Consider the following 18,847-nt stretch of genomic DNA (forward strand, 5'->3'; position numbering starts at 1 on the left):
CGAACAGCTTGCGAACCTCCACGTACGCCACAGCAGCCAGGCTGCTGTGGCGTACGTCCGTTACGGTTCATTTCAGCCGCTTTTACGCGCGTTTATCAATGAATGTCGCCTGATTTGCGCGCGCAACGCACGCCAGCACGGCTGCGCACCGTTCACGTTCACACCCGCTGCGGCATTCAACATTCGATTGCGATAGAGCTGCACCAGCTCAGCGCGACTCAATCGTCTCATGCAAACGTACGAAGACGCGCCAAAACATTCCGCGTACGTTGCTGCAACGCTCGAACCCCGACCAACATGTTGAGATCGGACTTCACGAGCGAAAGTGCATAATGGTTGAGCGATTGCGAGCTCTAGCAATACGGAGGCTTCGATGAAAGCGGTTATTCAATGCGGCGGCAAAGGAACGCGCTTACGGCCCCACACGTCAATTTTGCCGAAACCACTTATGCCGATCGGCGCGCGTCCCGTCCTCGAGCTCGTCCTCAAATGGCTCAGGCGGAACGGAATCAGGGAAGTCTACGTCACCACCGGATATCTGGGCCATCTCATTCGCAGCGTCTGCGGGGACGGCGAGCAGTGGAATATGCGCATCAACTACACGCAGGAAATGGAGCCGCTCGGAACCATTGGCCCGCTGTCGCTGCTGCGCGACCAGCTCGACGAGCCGTTTCTGGTCCTCAACGGCGACGTGCTGACGGATCTGAATCTGAATCAGTTCGTGGGCAGCCATCGTCGCCGCAATTCGAAGCTCACGATCGCCACCGCAATTCGCCCGACCAAGATGGACTTCGGCGTGATCGACGAGGTGGAAGAACGGGTGACTGGTTTCCGTGAAAAGCCCGAACTCTCGCATCTCGTCAGCATGGGCATCTACTGCATAGATCCGTGCGTCCTCGAACGGATCCCGTCCGGCGTTCCCTTCGGCTTCGACGATCTGATGTTCCAGATGCTCGACGACGAAGTACCGGTGAACGTGTTCAAGCACAGCGGCCTCTGGCTCGACATTGGCCGCGTCGAGGACTTCCTGAAGGCACAGGACGTCGCTTGGGACGAACAATCACCGGTGTTCGCGAGCTCCGTCGCCGCCTGATGCGACCTTTCGCGGTGACCGCAAGGATCGCGTTCACCGCGTCAATTCACTCATCAGATTGGAGACGAGCACATGCTTTTGGTATCAGAGCCGGTCTTGGGAGACGAGGAAAAGGCAGCTCTCGCCGCTGTCATTGAAAGCGGCTGGGTCACCATGGGGGATCGCGTTCGCGAGTTCGAGCAGGCGTTCGCCCGCTTGCACGAGGCCGAGGACTCGGTCGCTGTCGGCTCCTGCACGGCGGCTCTCCACCTCATCCTGCATGCCCTCGGCATTGGCCCGGGAGACGAGGTCCTTGTTCCGTCGCTGACCTTCGTCGCGACCGCCAACAGCGTTCTCTATGTCGGCGCCCGACCGGTCTTCGTCGATATCGGATCTGCGGACGTTCCGTTGATGTCGCTGGACGACGCAGAATCGAAGTGCACGTCGAGGACCAAGGCCATTATCCTGGTGCATTTTGCCGGCTACCTTGCCCACCGCGACGCTTGGCAATCCTTTGCCCGCCGAAAGGGCCTGCTCTTGATCGAGGACGCAGCTCATGCGCCCGGACTGCCCGAGGTCGGCAGCTATGGCGAAGCCGCAGCATTCAGTTTCTACGGAAACAAGAACATGACCACCGCCGAGGGGGGCGCGATCATTGCGCGCAGCCGTACCTTGCGCGAAACTATCCGGCAGGCCCGCGCTCACGGGATGACCAGTGGCGCGCGACAACGGCTCACCAGCCGCCGTCCGGACTACGACGTGACGATCCTCGGCTTCAACTACAGGATGGACGAACTGCGAGCCGCGCTCGGTCTCGTGCAGCTGAAGAAGCTGCCGGAATGGAACGATAGCAGACGGCGGCTGTCGGCCACTTACCGCGAGCTCATCGCGGAGCTCTGCCCGTCGGTGATGGTGCCATTTGAGGCTCCCTGGCCGTCGACCCACCATTTGCTACCCATCGTGCTGCCACCGGCCACGAGCCGCCAGCGCATCATCGATCGCCTTCGCAAGCGCGGCGTTCAGACCACGGTTCACTATCCGCCCGTCCATCGCCTGACATTCTACAGGGATCTCTACCCGGAGTTGGCCCTCCCGCGCACGGAGGATTTTGCTCGCCGCGAGCTTACGCTGCCTCTGCATCCCAGAATGTCGACATTAGACGTCGACAAGGTCGTGGATGCGCTGGCGGCCGCACTCGCCGCCGACTACCCGATGGGGGCAGTCGCATGACGGTGCCCGAGACGGCGAGCGGATACGCGGCTCAGTCTCGCTCCTCTCATTTGGATGTTCGGCGAGCGATCGACATGCTTTGCGTCGGCCTCGCGATGACACTCCTTTCGCCTGTTTTCGTCATTGTCGCGCTTGTGATCTGGCTCGAAAGCGGCCGGCCCATCCTGTTCTCGCAGCTTCGCCTGGGACAGCACGGCGAGCCATTTCGGATGTACAAGTTCCGCAAGTTCTGGCCGAACTGCGGCAACGACGGCTCTCCTCTGACGCTGGTATCCGATGAACGCATGACGACCGTCGGCCGATTGCTCGCCGCGACCAAGCTCGACGAGCTGCCGCAACTATGGAACGTCCTGCGCGGCGACATGTCTCTGGTTGGACCCCGGCCGGAGTCTCTCAGCTTCTCGGACTGCTATCGCGACGGCTTCGAAAGAGTGCTTGAACATAAGCCAGGCGTCTTTGGACCGTGTCAGGTCCTGTTCCGACACGAAAGCCGCTTGTATCCGACTGACGCGCCCGCGGCGGACTTTTATCGGGAGGTGCTGTTTCCGGCCAAGGCGAGGATCGATCTGGCCTATTTTCCACGCCGAACTCTCGCATCCGATTTCGGCTGGATCGCCCGCGCCGCGCACGTCATTGCAGTGGAATGCTGGACCGCGTTGAGGCGGAAGCATCGATCAAAATGACAGAGTGAGAGAGAGCGACGACGATGACTTACAAAGGGGCGAAGATTCTCGTGACGGGAGCCGACGGCTTCATCGGCTCGCATCTGACGGAGGCGCTCGTTTCGGCAGGAGCCTCCGTGACCGCGTTGGCGCAATACAACTCTTTCGACAGCCATGGCTGGCTCGACGATATCCCGCAGTCGACCCGACAGGCGGTCAACCTGGTGCGCGGGGACATTCGCGACGCGGCCTTTGTCGGCCGCATCGTCCAGGGTCAGAACTACGTCTTTCATCTCGCGGCACTGATCGCCATCCCTTACTCCTATGTCGCGCCGCAGTCCTATGTGGAGACCAACGTCCTCGGAACGTTGAATGTCCTCGAGGCGGCCCGGCAACACGGCACCGAGCGGGTGGTCGTGACCTCGACGAGCGAGGTCTACGGTACGGCGCTCACAATGCCGATCGACGAGTCGCATCCACTACAGGGGCAATCGCCCTACTCTGCTTCAAAGATCGGTGCGGACATGATGGCGGAGGCCTTCGCGCGCTCGTTTGGCCTTCCCGTCGTGATCCTCAGGCCATTCAACACGTTCGGACCCCGGCAGAGCGAGCGCGCGATCATTGGCACAATCATCCGGCAGGCGCTCGACCCCGATTGCCGCGCAATCATGGTCGGCGATACCACGCCTGTACGTGATCTGACATTTGTCACGGATACCGCGGCGGCATTCATGGCGGCCGGGCTCGTGGATGATCTCGAATATGGCCATGCCTACAACGCCGGCAGTCAGCGCGCCATCTCCATCGGCGAGCTGATTGATGTCATTCTCGAGGTGACGTCCAGTCGCAAACCGATCGAACACGACGCAAAGCGCTTGCGGCCGACGAACTCGGAGGTGCGCGCGCTCCTTGCCGACTCGACCCGGTTCGTGCGGGCGACCGGGTGGACGCCGAAGGTGACGCTCCGCGATGGCCTGGAACGCACCGTCAATTGGTGGCGAACTCGCCTCTCCGCCAAGCAAGTCCGACGGCAAGCGGATTTCATTACATGACGAGATCGCTTGATCGTATTCCGGGACATGTCGTTCGCGGAGCCAAGGTGCCGTCGCGAGCGACAATGGCTCGCTTTTCCCGGAATGAGAACCGCGCCGTGCCGGGCGTGGCCAGATAATGCAGGGAGATCGCCATGGATCGCACCAGGCCCCGGAAGACGTTCAGCCACATCTCGCTTGCCTGCGCGACGGCGATGGCTCTGTTGGTCAGCAATGCGTGCTTCGCTGCACAGTATCGCCTCGCGGCAGGTGATACCGTGGAAGTATCGATCGGCGGTGCGTCCGAGCAGCGCCACAAGGCGCAAATCCAGATCGACGGCACGATCGCCATTCCTGGAATCGGCACTGTCGAGGTCGCCGGCATGACCACCGCCGAGTTGCAGAGCCGGATGGAGACGCTGCTGCAATCGAGGATCCTGCGACAACGTCTGCCCGACGGACGGGAGCAAGCGATCGTCGTCGTGCCCGGAGACGTCATCGCGAGCGTGGTGGAGTATCGACCGATCTACGTGACCGGCGACGTTCTCACGCCCGGACAATTGGCGTACAGGTCATCAATGACCGTGCGTCAGGCTGTCGCCGTTTCCGGCGGCTATAGTCTGTTGCGCTCCCGGAACCAGCCGGGCACCAATGATCCGGCGGATCTTCTGCGCGACTACCAGTCGTTCTCCACCGAGTACGTGAAGGAGTATTTCCACGTCCTTCGCATCGATGCTGAACTGGCGAACAAGGACACATTCGATCAGACCACGCCCCAGGACATATCCCTGCCGGCATCTGCCATAGCCCCGATTGTGCAAGCCGAGGCAGAGTCGCTGAAAACCGCGCAGACCGACTACCGCAAGGAGCGTCGATTTCTGGAGGACGCGGTTAAGCAAGCGGACGCACAATTCGCCACGCTCAGCAAGCAACAGGACGGAGAAGAGAAAGGCGTACAGTCCGATGAGGAAGAGCTCGATCGCGTGATCAAGCTGTTCGGTTCCGGCTCCCTGCCGAGCCCGCGCGTGACCGAAAGTCGTCGCGCCCTTTTGCTTTCCTCGACCCGACGGCTGCAAACCACGGTGGAGCTCATGCGCCTTCAGCGCCAGCGCGAGGACTCTGCCCGCCAGATCGATCGCGTGGCAAGCCTGCGTACCGTGACCCTGCTTCGTGAGCTACGAGACTCAAATGTCCATATGACGGACCTGCGCATAAAGATGCGATCGGTGGGGCAGAAGTTGCAGCCGGTCAGCGGCAGCGCAGCACTGCCGGCGGGAACGGGTGATCTGCGGCCCCAGGTCACCGTCATACGAAAGTCCGGCCCGCAATGGGAGAAGATCGCGGCATCCGAAGACTTCGACCTCGAGCCGGGTGACGTCATCGAAATCGCGTTGCGGCAGCAGGGCGGCTCCTGAGATCACCGGCTCGAGCGGCACAGCCTACCGACCTGCGGAGCTCCTCCCATCGACAATGACCTGCGCTGTCAAGCGACGGGTCCGGAACGCCGGGCCGGCCTCGGCCGCCTTCGTCAAAAAGTGCAACTGGATTACCCCCAAAGCCGGCCACCTACCACCGATTGAACGTTTACAACGCGTACGGCAATTGGAGAATGATCATCAGACACTCATTCATTTGGTTGAGGCAAAGGGGAACGTGGCATCATGCTGAACTTGAACCAGAGCAGCTCGGTTGCGTCGCGTTACCAATCCAAGGAGACCATCTTCAACATCTCCAACCGTGTTCCCCCCACTCTTCCCGAGGACGGTCCGTCCGATATGCGCGACGAGCTGCATGCGGCTCTAGGCCGAGTCGGTTGCGCGCACGTTGTGCTGAAACAAGGCCATGTGGTCGAGGTCAGCCCGACCGGACGCGCCATGTTGGAGCGTTACAGTGAGTTCACGACGGGTACGAAATCGCTGTACGGCGTTGTAAGGGAGATTGCAAAGCGGGCGAGCGTCGAACTTCCCGCGGGTTCGATGTCATGGCTGGCGACGTCCTTCAACGAAGGCATAGCGAGCCTCGTGAACCAGATGACGAATGTCCGGCCGGACGAAACGTGCACCATCATCCTGCTCGATCTCGATGCCCGTCCGGAGCCGTCACCTCGGACGCTGCAACGCCTGTTTAACCTGACGGCCGCGGAAACCCACCTCGCGATCGCATTGGCACGCGGTGGCAATTTGCTGGATATTTCCCGCACTCAACGGCTGAGCCGGGCGACGATCCGCTCGCATCTCGCATCCCTCTTCGTCAAGACGCAGACGCGGCGGCAAGTGGAGCTCGTCTCCCTCTTGGGACGGATCGCGCTATTCCCATAATGCAGTCAGGCGCGATCGTCACGAGGCCCAGAGCTACCTGCCTGGATGCCAATGCGGGACCGCCAAAAACCAGGCTTGCGCCCGGATCCGCCTGGCGGCCTGATCCTTATCTCTCCCGCAGCATTTCCTGATTGTATCGCGTAAGGGGCGAAAGCAGGTAGCTGATGATCCGTCGCGAACCGGTCTTGATTTCGACTGTCACCGCCATTCCGGGCGACAGTTGGACGGTCCGCCCCTCGATCATCATCGCCGTGCGATCGAGGCTGACGCGGGCCGCGTAGATCAGCTCCTGCCCCTTCGGCTCGCTGGACGCAGTCTCGGCGCCTCCGGGTTGCTCCCGCGCCCCATCCTCGCGCCGATCCCTTGTGATGGAATCGCGTGAAATGCTGAGCACGCGCCCATCCAGCAGACCATAACGGGTGAAATTGAAGGTATCGATCTTGATTGCAACGGTCTGCCCGGGAACGACAAAGCCGATATCACGGTTGGATACCATGGCCTCGATCTCGAAATCCGGGTTCAGCGAAACGACGGCCGCCAGAGTTTGCGCCGGCGTAACCACTCCGCCGATCGTGTGTACCGCCAATTGCTGCACCACGCCGTCGACAGGCGCCGTCAGAATCTGCAGCTTCGCCTTCTGCTCGGCCTTGATCGCGTCCTGGGCCAGACCCGCGGCCCGCTGTTCTGCTTTGGACAGGTCATCATAGAGCGTTCGGCGGAACTCAGCTTCCGCCTTGGACCTGGCCTGTGCAAGAGTCGCCGTCGCCGCCTCGGCCTCGCGCAGCCGGCTCTGCTGAACGAGAATGTCGTGTTGCTGACCGACCAGATCCTGCGCCTCGGTGAGATAGGTGATCTTGGACCCGATTGCCTTGTCGTAAAGATATTTGCGGACGTTAACGCGCTCCTCGAGCAACGGGATCGTTGCATCGAGCTTCGATATCGTCGCCCCGATGGTCTCGCTCTCCGCCTTCTTCTGCGCCAACTGCCTGTCGAGCTCCGACAGCTTGGTCGCCTGCTCTGCCATCTGACTGGCGAGGTATTGACGATGGAGTTCGACCGCCTGCAGGCTGGCCCCGATCGGGGGGACGAAGGCTGCGATCGGGTCGCCCGGCGCCAGCGCCGCCCGCAACCTCGCGATATCGAGCTGGGCAGCGATGAGGTCGGCCTTCACATGGTCAAGCTCAGCACCACTGATGGTCGGATCAAGCTCGATCAGCACGTCGCCGGCCCGCACCGTCGCGCCGTCCCGCACATGAATTGCTCGCACAACCCCCGTTTCGGCGGGCTGGATCACCTTCGTTCGGCCATTCACCACGATCTTGCCCGGCGCGGTAGCAACCACGTCGACCCTGCACAGCGCGGCCCAGGCCAGGGCTGAGCAGAACAACAAGATGATGGTCATGCCGATGGCACGGCCGACTGGCGACGGCGGCCTTTCCATGACTTCCAGCGCGGCGGGGAGAAATGCGGTCTCGTCCGCGCGACGCCGGCGGCCATCGGGAAACCGGATAATTTTTCTAGCGGCCGTCATGGGTGCCTGCCTGTAGCAAATGCAGGTTCGCATAGCGCCCGTTCGAACGGATCAGTTCGTCGTGGGTGCCGTCCTCCACGATCCGCCCGCGGTCGATGGTGATGATGCGATGTGCCCGCCGCACCGTGGAAAGCCGGTGAGCGATGATGAAGACGGTGCGCCCCTCACAAATACGTCGCATGTTGTCCTGGATGATGCGCTCGCTTTCGTAGTCGAGCGCGCTGGTGGCCTCGTCGAAAATCAAAACACGGGGATCATTGACGAGGGCGCGGGCGATCGCGATGCGCTGCCGCTGGCCGCCCGAAAGGCTGCACCCGCGCTCGCCGACCATCGTATCGTAGCCCTCAGGAAGCTCGAGTATGAACTCGTGTGCGCCGGCAAGCTTGGCCGCATCGACGATCCGCTGCATCGGCATGGCGGGATCGGCGAGCGCGATATTCTCGGCCACGGTCCGGTTGAAAAGCACGTCCTCCTGCAGGACGACGCCCACCTGCCGCCGCAACCAGGCCGCATCCGTCATGGCCAGATCGACGCCATCGACCAGAACCCGGCCGGTTTCCGGCACGTACAGTCGCTCGATGAGCTTGGTCAGGGTGCTCTTGCCGGAGCCGGACGGACCGACGATGCCGACCACCTGACCGGCCGGAACATGGAAGCTGACGGCATGCAACGTTTCAGGTCCGTCGACGCGATAGCGAAATCCGACGTGATCGAATGTGACGGCGCCCCGAATCGGCGGAAGCACGGCGCGCCCCACGCTGATGGTCGGCTCCGGCCGCGTATTGAGGATGTCGCCCAGCCGCTCGATGGACAGGCGAACCTGGTGGAAGTCCTGCCAGATCTGGGCAATGCGCAATACCGGCATGTTCACGCGGTTTGCCAGCATGTTGAAGGCCACCAATTCGCCGACGGTCAGGCCGCCTTCGATCACGAGCTTCGCCCCGAAAAACAATACCGCAACCGTCACCAGATGGCTGACCAATTGCACCGCCTGGCTTGCCACATTGCCGAGGCTCACGACCCGAAAGCTCGCGGACACATAGCCGGCAAGCTGCTCCTCCCAGCGCCTGTTCATTTGGGGCTCGACGGCCAGGGCCTTCAACGTTTGCACGCCCGTGATGCTCTCGACCAGGAAAGCCTGATTTTCCGCTCCGCGCCGAAACTTTTCATCCAGGCGCTCGCGGAACAGCGGTGTCGCAATCGCCGAAATGCCCAGGTAGAACGGGAACGCCGCCAGCACGATCAGCGTCAGCATCGGCGAGTAGATGAACATCACCGCGATGAAAACGGCGGTGAACATGAAATCGATGATGAAGGTCAGCGCGGAGCTCGTCAGGAAGTTGCGGATATTTTCCAGCTCCTGAACGCGGGCCACCGAGTCACCAACGCGGCGCGCCTGAAAATACATCAGCGGCAACGAGACCAGATGGTGGTAGAGCCGCGCACCGAGTTCGACGTCGATGCGGTTGGTCGTGTGAGAAAAGAGGTAGGTGCGCAAGGTGCCCAGAATGGCTTCGAACACAGCTATCGCAGCCAGTCCGATCACCAGGACTTCCAGCGTGCTGATGCCGCGATGAACGAGGACCTTGTCGATGACCACTTGAAAGAACAGCGGACTGATGAGCGCGAATACCTGGAGGAAGAAGGATGCGACCAGTACTTCTCCCAGGAGGTGACGATATTTCTGGATCGCGCCGAGAAACCAGGTGAAGTCGAACCGGCGGGAGAGATCCGAAAGTGATGCCCGGCGCGCCATCAAGACCAGGCGGCCGTCCCAGATCGCCTCGAATTGGGCTCGCGTTAACTTGAGCGGACGGGGGTCCGAGGGACGCTGAACCAACACCTCGTCCCCGTCCGCCTTGCCCACTAGGAGGAAGCCGCCTTCGTTGAGCACCGCGATACCCGGCAAGGCGATGCGGGGAAGACGCGCCCAGCCGGTTCTAATCGTGCGCGCCTTGAGGCCGAAAGCCTTGGCGCATCGCAACATCTCGGTCACCCCGATCTGGCGCGTGCCCAATCGGTGGCAGAGTTGCCGCTCGTCGGCCGCAATACCATGCAGCCGGAGCAACAGGACGAGCGAGAAAATCCCTGATTCCGCTGCAGACACCATTTCACGGCCATCCCACATCTGGTCCGCCAGCATTGCGTGATCGATTTCACCAAGTCTGCTCTGAATGCCGACTGTCCGCTGCTGCAGGAGCCCTTCGGGCAAGACACTAGCCCCGCTCACGGATCATCCGTACGGCTAATGCGCGGTACACGCGCCGCCTCCCTAAGCCTAAATAGGTAGCCCGGAAGTGAGCATCGATGTTTGCCTCGCGAGAAGCCGGCGCTGTCGCCGCCGCAGGAGAGGAGTGCCGCAGAGCAATTTGCCCGGATTTGCCGTCACGCTGCGAGGTACTCCAAAGGAGCTAGCGGCCCGTTGCCGTTTCGGCTTTCTTGTCCGGCCTTCCGCAAAAGAACCGCGCCACGCGGTCAAGACTCCGTTCAGGCAGTCATCGGACACCGATGATCAAATTCTTCCTGAGAGCACGCCACCGGGATGAACGAGTCCCCGCTCAGAGTCCCCGCATCGCAAATCGCAACGAGCCACAGCGGATCGCGCGGGTCGTGTGATTACCCCTTTATTCGAATAGGCTCTCGCATTCACCGTGATAGGAGTGGATCACTGACAACTCTCTAGGTTGCAACGTGAAAACGGCGCTTCCCTGCGGATGTCAGAGCTCTCGAGCGGGCGTCGTTCGATCGAGGGATAGGGATGATGAGGCTCTCCCTTGGCGACAGGCTGCCGGGCTTTGCCAAGAAGCCAACGATGTCGAGTACAGGAGCTGGACGTATGTTGAGACCACGGCTGGACAGCGAGACCATGGACAGTTCTCGCCTCGTTGGTGACGAACCAAATGGAATCTGGAGGGACCAGCGCGATCCGCTACAGCCGCACCTTCTTTATATCGGAGGCGAAGATCATCACCTTCGGATTCCCGCCATGTGCGCGCTGCGCGACCACGGCTTCCGCATCACCGCGGTCGGAAGCGGCGACCCCGCACCATTTGTGCACGCGGGCATCCGCTATCGGGGGTTCAAGTTCGACCGGTTCGTGAACCCGCGCGCCGACCTGGCGTCAATCAAGAGCCTTGCGAAGATCCTGGTCGAGGAACAGCCTGATCTTGCGCAAAGCTTCGACACCAAGCCATCGATCTACCTGCCGCTGGCTGCGCGAAGCGCTCCCGGCGTATTGGTCGTTCGCACGATCAATGGACGTGCTTTCCTCTACTCGTCGCGCTCTCCCCTCGCCCTGACGCTGCGTCCCGTGTATCGCGCGCTCCATAAGCTCGCGGCTCGCACGACTGCGGCCACGGTGTTTGAAATCAGCGATGATCGCGCATTTTTCGAACGTCACGGGATCGCGGGAAAGATGCCGGTTCTGATCCGAGGCGCCGGCGTCGATGTCGACGGTTTCGATCGCGCACTGATGTCAGGACCTTCGCCAGTCCAGCTCCGCCAGGAACTTGGGCTTGGCGACGCCGAAATCGTGATGACCGTGACGCGGATGACGAGGCAGAAGGGTATTCCAGCGCTGCTCGATGCGGCCGCGCGGGTGCACCAGGTGCGTCCCAATGTGCGCTTCCTGCTTGTCGGGCCCCGTGAATCCGAAGGCCCCCTCGCCATTTCGCAAGCCGAGATCGATCGGCATGCTCCCTATGTGAAGGCGATCGGATCAAGATCGGATATCCCGGCCTTGCTCAGGCTCGCAGATGTATTCGCGTTTCCGACCGAGTACCGCGAAGGCGTGCCGCGAGTCCTCCTCGAAGCGGCCCTCGCCGGCGCACCAATCGTGACCACGACCATGCCGGGCTGCGCTGAAGTCATTCGCGACGGATGGAATGGTTTCCTGGCACCTCCCGGAGCGCCGCCGGTATTGGCCGCAAAAATCCTCTATCTGCTCGAGAATCGAGAGAAGGGGCGCGTCATGGCCGATCGCGCCGCCAAGCATGTCAGGCAGGAATTCTCCCTGGCGACCGTCGTCGCCGATCATGCCGCTCTTTACAGGAAGTTGATTGACCGTGCGCGCCACTAGCCCACTCAGCAACGGAAGGCTCGGATCGACGACCGAGGATGCGACATGCGGCGTCCTGTAAGGACATATGCACGTGCCCCATATGTAGCGTGGTTTGCGGTGGCATCTCTACTAGCCACCGGCGCATTGCTCCTGCAGGGCGTGGCCTTCGACGCGCCGACGCGCGCCAACTCCAGAGCAGCGCTGCACTTCGCCTCCAACGGCAACTTCGACTCTGTTGGAAGCTACCTTCCCGCCGCCGCCGGCTTCAATCTGGCGGACGTCAGTAGCCCGGCGCAGTTGGACTCTCTGCCTGACGGCGTCAAGGGCCTCGTGTGGATCGGCCAATGCAACGGCGTGGACACAAAATTCCTGAACGCCGTCCGCCCGTTCATCGGCAATGAAAAACTGTTCGGCTTCTATTTGATGGACGATCCGGATCCAACCGGGCAGCATTTCCCGCTCTGCACGGCTGACAATCTGAAGGCCGAGTCGGACTGGATACATGCCAACGTGCCTGGCGCGAAGACATTCATCCTGCTCATGACGATGACGTCGTCGCGGACACCGTCCTTCAAGGACACCTACAACCTCGCCAATTCACATGTCGACCTGTTTGGAATCGATCCCTATCCGTGCCGAACCGAGTTGAATGGCTGCGACTATCACCAGGTTGATCGCTATGTTGCTGCGGCCGAATCCGCCGGCGTGCCCCGCGACAACATGGTTCCGGTCTACCAGACCTTTGGCGGCGGCCGCTGGATGGATGACGGCGGCGGCCGATACGTGCTGCCGAGCGCAAGTCAGATGCAACAGATATTGGTCCGCTGGGACGCGCTCATACCGGCCCCCGTCTTCGACTTCGCCTATAGCTGGGGATCGCAGAATGGAGATTCAGCCCTCGCGGGGTCGCCGGAGTTGCAGGCGGTGTTCTTGCGCCGCAATCAACACCCAATCGCTCTGAACCGGACGAATTGAGGGCTTGCCATGGAGACGGACCGACCGGGAGGCAAACGGGAAGCACGTCAATGGCGCGACGCTTGCTCACGCCTCCAGGTGTGGAAGACGGACACGCGCCGATGATGCTGGACACCTTGTTCGCTTTTGGGCTGCTGCTGACACCCGCTTCCCAATTGCGGGTCGCGGGCCTGCCGGTCGGGCCGGGCGAACTTTGTCTGATCATCTGGGTGACCCTCATACTCGGCCGCGAAGCGGCACGCGCCAGCATTGTGCTGACGCCGGCTCTGTCGCGGCTGCTGTTGTTCTGGTCGCTGTTTACCCTTGCGCAGAGCCTCGGAACGCTGACGGCAAAGCTTATCGGCGACGAGCACGATCCCGTCTGGTTCATACACGACGTCATGGCCTATCCCCTGTTGGCCGCCATCAGTTGCCTGAGCGTGATCGGGCCGCACCCCGAAGCCCGATTGCGCCGCATCACCTGGCTTCTGTGTGGACTCGGCACGCCTGTTATTGTCGCACAACTGGCCGACGCCTGGGGTCTCTACGATCTACCCTCGGTTGACCCGATGTGGTGGGATCAATTCCGCGGCTGGTCGTCGAATCCGCATCAACTTGCAGTCCTCTGCATGGTGCTTGGATTTCTATCGCTCCATCTTGCCGAAACGTCCACCAGGCTCGGCCCGAGGATGGGCGCTCTCGCCTGCGCCATCATCCCCGTCTACACGGGCCGGATCACCGGGAGCGATTCGTTTACGCTCATTTTTGTGCTGGCCGGCCCGCTCCTCCTGGCGTTCAAGTGCCGAACCTGGCTGTTCTCGCGAGTGAGGCAGATCAGCTTCCGTTCAGCGTTCGCCTGGGTGATTGTGCTGGCCTTGCCCGGGCTCGTGATCTCGATGGCGCCTCTGGCCTATTCGATTGCGGTCGAAGCCAGCGACCTCGCCAAGTCGATGGCGCGGGACAACCCCGAGCAAACCAAAGAGAAGACGGAATTGCGATTTGAGCTTTGGAGCCAGGCCCTTAGGCGTGGGTTCGAATCCGGCATGCTCGGCCTGGGCCCCGGTCCGCATCTCGCAATTCCGAATTCCATCGTCTCGGCGAGGAAGCTGGATACGGTCCATCCCGACTTTGTCGAACACCCCAAGCCCTCGTTCGTGCCGAACTTTGAGGCGCACAACACGATGCTCGACCTATTTACCCAGGGTGGGCTCCTGGTCGTCTTGAGCTTCGTCTGGCTCGTGGTAACGGCTTTCAGGTCCGCCTACGCGACCGGTGGGGCAGGCTTGCCGGCATTGCTGTGCGGTCTCTGCATTTACGCCATCGCCACCTTCCTGCTTCGGCATCCCATCTTCTGGTTTGTGATCGCCGTTTGCCTGGTGGCAGAGCCGGTGCCGGCGAACCAGCTGCGCTCGATCGCCAGAAGCAACGCATTGCGCGGCCATGCTCGCCTCGCGAGCGCATGGAGCCGATCTCTTGCACGCCCGCGCCCCGCATACGGCGCGAGCCAACTGGGCTCGAGGCCGAGCTGATCGCGAGGATGGACCGATGGCAGGGAGGTACGGATGCAATTGATGGATAAGACGGGTCTCATCGCCGACAGCATACCGTTAAGGCCTGACTTCGAAGGCCTGCGGCAAGACGACCAGCCTGCGATCGCGTCCGAACCGGGCTTCCAGCAGGTGATCGGGGTCCTGCGTCGGAGGAGCAAGTTCATCCTCACCATCGCAGGCGTTGGAGCGATGTTGGCCGGCATCGCCGGTGTGCTCATCACGCCCAAATATACCGCGACTGCGCAGGTCGTCCAGGTTCAAGGCGGCACTCCCCTGAGTCCCGAGGCACTTCAGCAGGCCGTCGACACTCAGGTGACCATGCTGATATCCCCCTATCACCTACGCCACGTTCTCGACAGCTTTCGGAACGACCCAAAGTTTCGCGGGCTGGCGTCCAACGTCGAAGTGGATCCGGCCATCGCGCCGAAACCTGCTCAGGCCGAGACCGACGAGGCCGGCCCGCTGGGCCTGAAGGAGCTCAAGCGACGGCTGGGTGTCTGGATTGGCCCGCTATTCCATCACAGGCGAGCCGATGCAGGCCTGAAATTCGACGATCTCCAGCGTCGTCTGCAAGTTCTCCAGGAACGCCGCTCACGCATCATCAACGTCACCTTCCAATGGACGAGCCCCGACAGGGCTGCCGACATCGTCAACCGGATCGTCGAGCTCTACGTTCAGAGCAATGCCGAGCAGCAGCGGGCCTACACCACCGGCGAACTGGCCCGGCTTGACGAACGAATGGCGACGGTCAAGGCCGACATCGAGCGGAGCAGCGCAGCCCTGCACCAGGCAATCCAGCGGCGCGCCGATGCGGGCCGCAATACCGGCGGCGAAGAACAGGCGGCTGGCGCCGATCCACGCGAACTCGAACGCCGAACCGCCGCCAGCGCACAGCTTTATGCAAGTCTTCTCCAGCGCCAGAAGGAAATCCGCGAACAGGAAGAGCTCGTCAACCCGGACGTCAGCATTCTCTCGCTTGCCTCTCCACCATCGCGACCGAGTTCTCCGAATCCGATCCTGTTCGTGCTCCCCGCCCTGATCGTCTCGCTCATCTGCGGCGGCTTCATCGCCCTCGTCCAGGACCGGCTCGACAAGACGCTACGCAGCGAGAAGGAAATCACCGACGCGTTCGGGCTCTCCTGCGTCGGTCTGGTCCCGCAAATACCCATGGACCACCTGACTGACTCCGGAGACTATATTCGGGTCGAGCCATTCTCTCCGTACGCGGAAGCGCTGCGGTCCGCGGCCGCGACGTTACGCCTGGCCGAGCCAGGCCATGCGAAAACGGTCCTGATCACCTCCAGCATCGCCGGCGAAGGGAAAACCACGCTAGCCCGGGGACTATCGGCTTATGTCGGCCTGCTTGGGCGGCGTGCGCTCCTGATCGGCATCGACCTTCACAAAGGCATGCGCGTTACCGAGTTCGACAACGCCGGCGAGCGCCAAATCGTTGGTCTACCGAACCGATCGTTGGCGGACTCGATCCGGCACATTCCCCAGGCCGGCTTCGACTACGTTCGGATACCCGGCTATCGGCTCGACCCAGTAAGTGCCATCGAACAGATCGCCGAACTCATTCGCCAACTGCGCGATCGCTACGATTGCGTCATCATTGATGGTCCGCCCGTCCTTGCAGCCATTGAAGCACGGTTGCTCCCCTCGATCGCCGACAAGCTTCTCTTCGTCGTCAAATGGGGGAGCACGAGGCGGGAGGTCGCTCAGAACGCCTTGGGCGTCCTTCGCAACTGCGGGCGCTTCGACAACGATCGCGGCGATTTTGCAGCGGCCATCGCGACACAGGTCAATCTCAAGAAACATGCGCAATACGGCTATGGCGATGCGAGCGAATTTGCCGCCGGCGCTGCAGACGCGCCTCGCGCCGGCATACGTCAACGCTTCCTCGGGATCACCTCTTCTCTGTTTCAGTGGATGCAGGAGATCGGGCTTCAAGTGCTGGACATTGCAAGACCATCCGGGCGGAAAGGGCACGAGAGATGAGACAGGATGCCCTTCACAGGACAGACCCGACCGGTGACCCTGCCGCCGATAGCGCCATCTTGCAGCTCATTCTTACTGTCTTGAACGACTTTGATCGGCACGACATCACATACCTTTACTGGAAGAGCAGCAATCGAATTTACCGTGGCCTGACCGGCGACGGAGATCTCGATCTGCTTGTCGCAAAACGGGATCAGCATCGCGCTCAGGCGATCCTCCTCGAGCGCGGTCTCAAGCTCTTTCCCGCCGTCGCCTATCGTGACCACCCGTCGGTCCTGAGCTATCTCGGCCATGATGAACCGAGCGGCCGGATCGTGCACCTTCATCTGCACGTCCGACTGGTCGCCGGCGCCAGCCTGCTCAAGAACTACCACCTGCCGTGGGAAGAGGTGCTGGCGAAGCGAGCGATTGCTCATCCGGAGCTGCCGATCCGTATCCTGGAGCCTGTGGACGAGGCATTGCTGTTGATTGTACGCGGCTGCCTCGAACTGAGGCGATCGGATCCTGTCGTGCTCCGCAACTGGCAGGCAATGACGCGCAAATTTGCACTCGATCGCGCGGACCTCGCAGGCCGAATTCCTCGCGCGGCACTCAGAAGGCGAGCGGCTGAACTTCTGGGCGGCGATCTGGCCGACATGGTTGCCGATGCCCTTTATTGCCAGCCCGCGCTGGAACATCAGCGTCATCTGCGGCGGCGTATCCGAAGGCACTTCGCGCCGCACCGTACCTACAACGATCTCGAGGCAGGGCTGCGGAGTCTGACGCGCGCCACACACCTCGTCGCCGGTTACCTGAACAAACGCTTCCTCTGGGCACCGCGGCCGTGGAGCCGACGAGCCCCGGGGGGTGGGCACGTCGTGGCCGTCATCGGCGTCGACGGCAGCGGGAAATCAACCATTGTCGCGACACTTCGGCAGTGGCTCGGCGAGGAGATGGACGTCATTCCGATCTATTTCGGGACCGGCGCAGGACGCCCCTCCCTCGTATTATGGCCGCTCAAGCTGATGGTCCCTCTGATCACGCCGTTATTCAAGACCAAGCCGAAAGGCTCATCGCATGGCAAGATCTCGGATCGCCCGCCGAGCCGGGTGTACAGTGTTCTCATGGCGATCTGGGCGACGGCCACCGCCATCGAAAAGCGGTCCAAGCTGTCGGCCGCGCATCGCGGGGCCCGTCGGGGTCTTGTCGTGGTCACGGATCGATACCCCCAGAACGAGATCGCCGGCTTCAACGAAGGTCCGCTGATGCCGCGCCTGATCGGGATTCCGAACTGGCTCCGCCGGTTTGAAGCCAAAGCCTATTCACTTGCCGAGCGCTTGCCACCGGATATCGTCATCAAGCTGGTCGTTCCGCCGGAGGTTTGCGCCAGACGCGAACCCGACATGGATCCTGCCGTGATCACGCAGCGTATCGCGGCTATCCCGCGACTGGCGTTTTCCGGCGCGCGCGTCGTCTCGATCGACGCCCAACAGCCATTAGCCGATGTCATTCGTGCGGTGAAAAAGGAGGTGTGGCGGATACTCTAGAGCAGGCGACGGAACGGTCCAATTCAATCATTTCATTTGTCTGAGTTCGGATATGATCATCGAGTTTTTCGGTCCTCCAGGCGCCGGCAAGACCACTCTTGCACGTACTCTTGCGGCACGTCTGCGCGAGCGCGACTACACCGTGGACCTCGTGCTCAGCCACCGGCCGGCGGAGCGCTCGCCAAGCGAGACCGTCACACCATCGACGGCCCTTCGGAAGATATCCTTCACGACACGGCGCTTGACGCGTCCGCTGGCGGAATTGGTGTGCATGATATTCCGGCCGCGGGGGATTTCACGCGATCTCGGGACTGCGTTGAATCTGATCAAGATACTTCCGCCATCCAACACATTCTCTTCGCTCAGACTGCTGCAATACATGTCCAGGCTGTCGCACGCCTGGTTTCGCCGATCCGCGATTGCGCACATCGTCGTGTTCGATCAGGCGTTCGTCCAGGCGATTTGTTCTTTGGCACTGCTTTGCGGCATTGCAGACGAAGCATTGATCTCGTATGCGCTGGACCTTGTCCCCGAACCAGACATCCTGATACGCCTCGACGCACCGACCAAGCTCCTCGAGGAGCGACTCCGCAACCGACATGATCTCGGGGGAAGGTTCGAACAGCTGCTCGAGCTGGACGTGGAAACCAGCCTCAGCTCACGCAGCATCATCGACGTCCTGCACGAAGTGCTGCGCAGCAAAGGCCGGAACGTCGTGAGCATCTCGTCGCTTGATCGAACGTCTCTCGCCGCGGCCGTCGAACAGTTGGAACGGCAGATTGTGAGCATCGCCGAGCAACAGAAGCGCGCCACGGTCACGCCAGCAAATGTTGAAGCTAACATCTCAGACCACTCCCTGTTGAATCATTTTCCTTGAATTGTTTTTAGACTCTGATTTCAGAGCATTCGGTAAGC

General features: G+C 61.6%; 14 protein-coding genes. 12 read left to right on the top strand and 2 right to left on the bottom strand.

Annotation, left to right across the window (positions count from 1 at the left end; translation table 11 throughout):
- Positions 1 to 373: 373 nt before the first annotated feature.
- The 6 genes from V1280_RS13475 (at position 374) to V1280_RS13500 (ending at position 6,313) form a co-directional block, all read left to right on the top strand.
- The gene (locus V1280_RS13475; protein ID WP_334524310.1) at positions 374 to 1,093 is read left to right on the top strand and encodes a nucleotidyltransferase family protein; all 720 of its coding nucleotides are present in this window, start codon (positions 374 to 376) and stop codon (positions 1,091 to 1,093) included.
- Between the two features lie 72 nt (positions 1,094 to 1,165).
- Positions 1,166 to 2,302 (top strand): DegT/DnrJ/EryC1/StrS family aminotransferase, encoded by a 1,137-nt coding sequence (locus V1280_RS13480; RefSeq protein ID WP_334524313.1) that lies wholly within the window; start codon positions 1,166 to 1,168, stop codon positions 2,300 to 2,302.
- On the top strand, positions 2,299 to 2,985 hold the full coding sequence (locus tag V1280_RS13485) for a sugar transferase (RefSeq protein ID WP_334524316.1): 687 nt from the start codon (positions 2,299 to 2,301) through the stop codon (positions 2,983 to 2,985). The genes V1280_RS13480 and V1280_RS13485 overlap by 4 nt, the downstream gene beginning before the upstream one ends.
- Positions 2,986 to 3,008: 23 nt before the next feature.
- Positions 3,009 to 4,016, top strand: coding sequence for a GDP-mannose 4,6-dehydratase (locus V1280_RS13490; protein ID WP_334524319.1), 1,008 nt, complete (start codon positions 3,009 to 3,011; stop codon positions 4,014 to 4,016).
- Positions 4,017 to 4,150: 134 nt separating this feature from the next.
- The gene (locus V1280_RS13495; RefSeq protein WP_334524322.1) at positions 4,151 to 5,410 is read left to right on the top strand and encodes a polysaccharide biosynthesis/export family protein; all 1,260 of its coding nucleotides are present in this window, start codon (positions 4,151 to 4,153) and stop codon (positions 5,408 to 5,410) included.
- Between the two features lie 246 nt (positions 5,411 to 5,656).
- The gene (locus V1280_RS13500; protein ID WP_334524325.1) at positions 5,657 to 6,313 is read left to right on the top strand and encodes a helix-turn-helix transcriptional regulator; all 657 of its coding nucleotides are present in this window, start codon (positions 5,657 to 5,659) and stop codon (positions 6,311 to 6,313) included.
- 106 nt (positions 6,314 to 6,419) lie between these two features.
- Here the strand turns inward: V1280_RS13500 and V1280_RS13505 are convergent, their stop codons facing one another.
- Positions 6,420 to 7,844, bottom strand: coding sequence for an HlyD family type I secretion periplasmic adaptor subunit (locus tag V1280_RS13505; RefSeq protein ID WP_442895125.1), 1,425 nt, complete (start codon positions 7,842 to 7,844; stop codon positions 6,420 to 6,422).
- Positions 7,831 to 9,954, bottom strand: coding sequence for a type I secretion system permease/ATPase (locus V1280_RS13510; protein WP_334538293.1), 2,124 nt, complete (start codon positions 9,952 to 9,954; stop codon positions 7,831 to 7,833). The genes V1280_RS13505 and V1280_RS13510 overlap by 14 nt, the downstream gene beginning before the upstream one ends.
- Positions 9,955 to 10,830: 876 nt before the next feature.
- Between V1280_RS13510 and V1280_RS13515 the strand changes: the two genes are divergently transcribed.
- The 6 genes from V1280_RS13515 (at position 10,831) to V1280_RS13540 (ending at position 18,809) form a co-directional block, all read left to right on the top strand.
- Entirely contained in the window at positions 10,831 to 11,922 is a 1,092-nt protein-coding gene (locus V1280_RS13515) for a glycosyltransferase (RefSeq protein ID WP_442895126.1), read from the top strand.
- Positions 11,923 to 12,063: 141 nt separating this feature from the next.
- Positions 12,064 to 12,879, top strand: coding sequence for a hypothetical protein (locus tag V1280_RS13520; protein ID WP_334524331.1), 816 nt, complete (start codon positions 12,064 to 12,066; stop codon positions 12,877 to 12,879).
- 101 nt (positions 12,880 to 12,980) lie between these two features.
- Entirely contained in the window at positions 12,981 to 14,387 is a 1,407-nt protein-coding gene (locus tag V1280_RS13525; protein WP_334524334.1) for an O-antigen ligase family protein, read from the top strand.
- Positions 14,388 to 14,429: 42 nt separating this feature from the next.
- A complete protein-coding gene (locus tag V1280_RS13530) occupies positions 14,430 to 16,406 on the top strand; it encodes a tyrosine-protein kinase domain-containing protein (RefSeq protein ID WP_334538295.1) in 1,977 nt (658 codons plus the stop codon).
- 59 nt (positions 16,407 to 16,465) lie between these two features.
- The gene (locus tag V1280_RS13535) at positions 16,466 to 17,932 is read left to right on the top strand and encodes a hypothetical protein (RefSeq protein ID WP_334524337.1); all 1,467 of its coding nucleotides are present in this window, start codon (positions 16,466 to 16,468) and stop codon (positions 17,930 to 17,932) included.
- Positions 17,933 to 17,984: 52 nt separating this feature from the next.
- Entirely contained in the window at positions 17,985 to 18,809 is an 825-nt protein-coding gene (locus V1280_RS13540; protein WP_334524340.1) for a hypothetical protein, read from the top strand.
- Positions 18,810 to 18,847: the final 38 nt, after the last annotated feature.

Source organism: Bradyrhizobium sp. AZCC 2230, assembly GCF_036924495.1.
Taxonomy (GTDB): domain Bacteria; phylum Pseudomonadota; class Alphaproteobacteria; order Rhizobiales; family Xanthobacteraceae; genus Bradyrhizobium; species Bradyrhizobium rifense.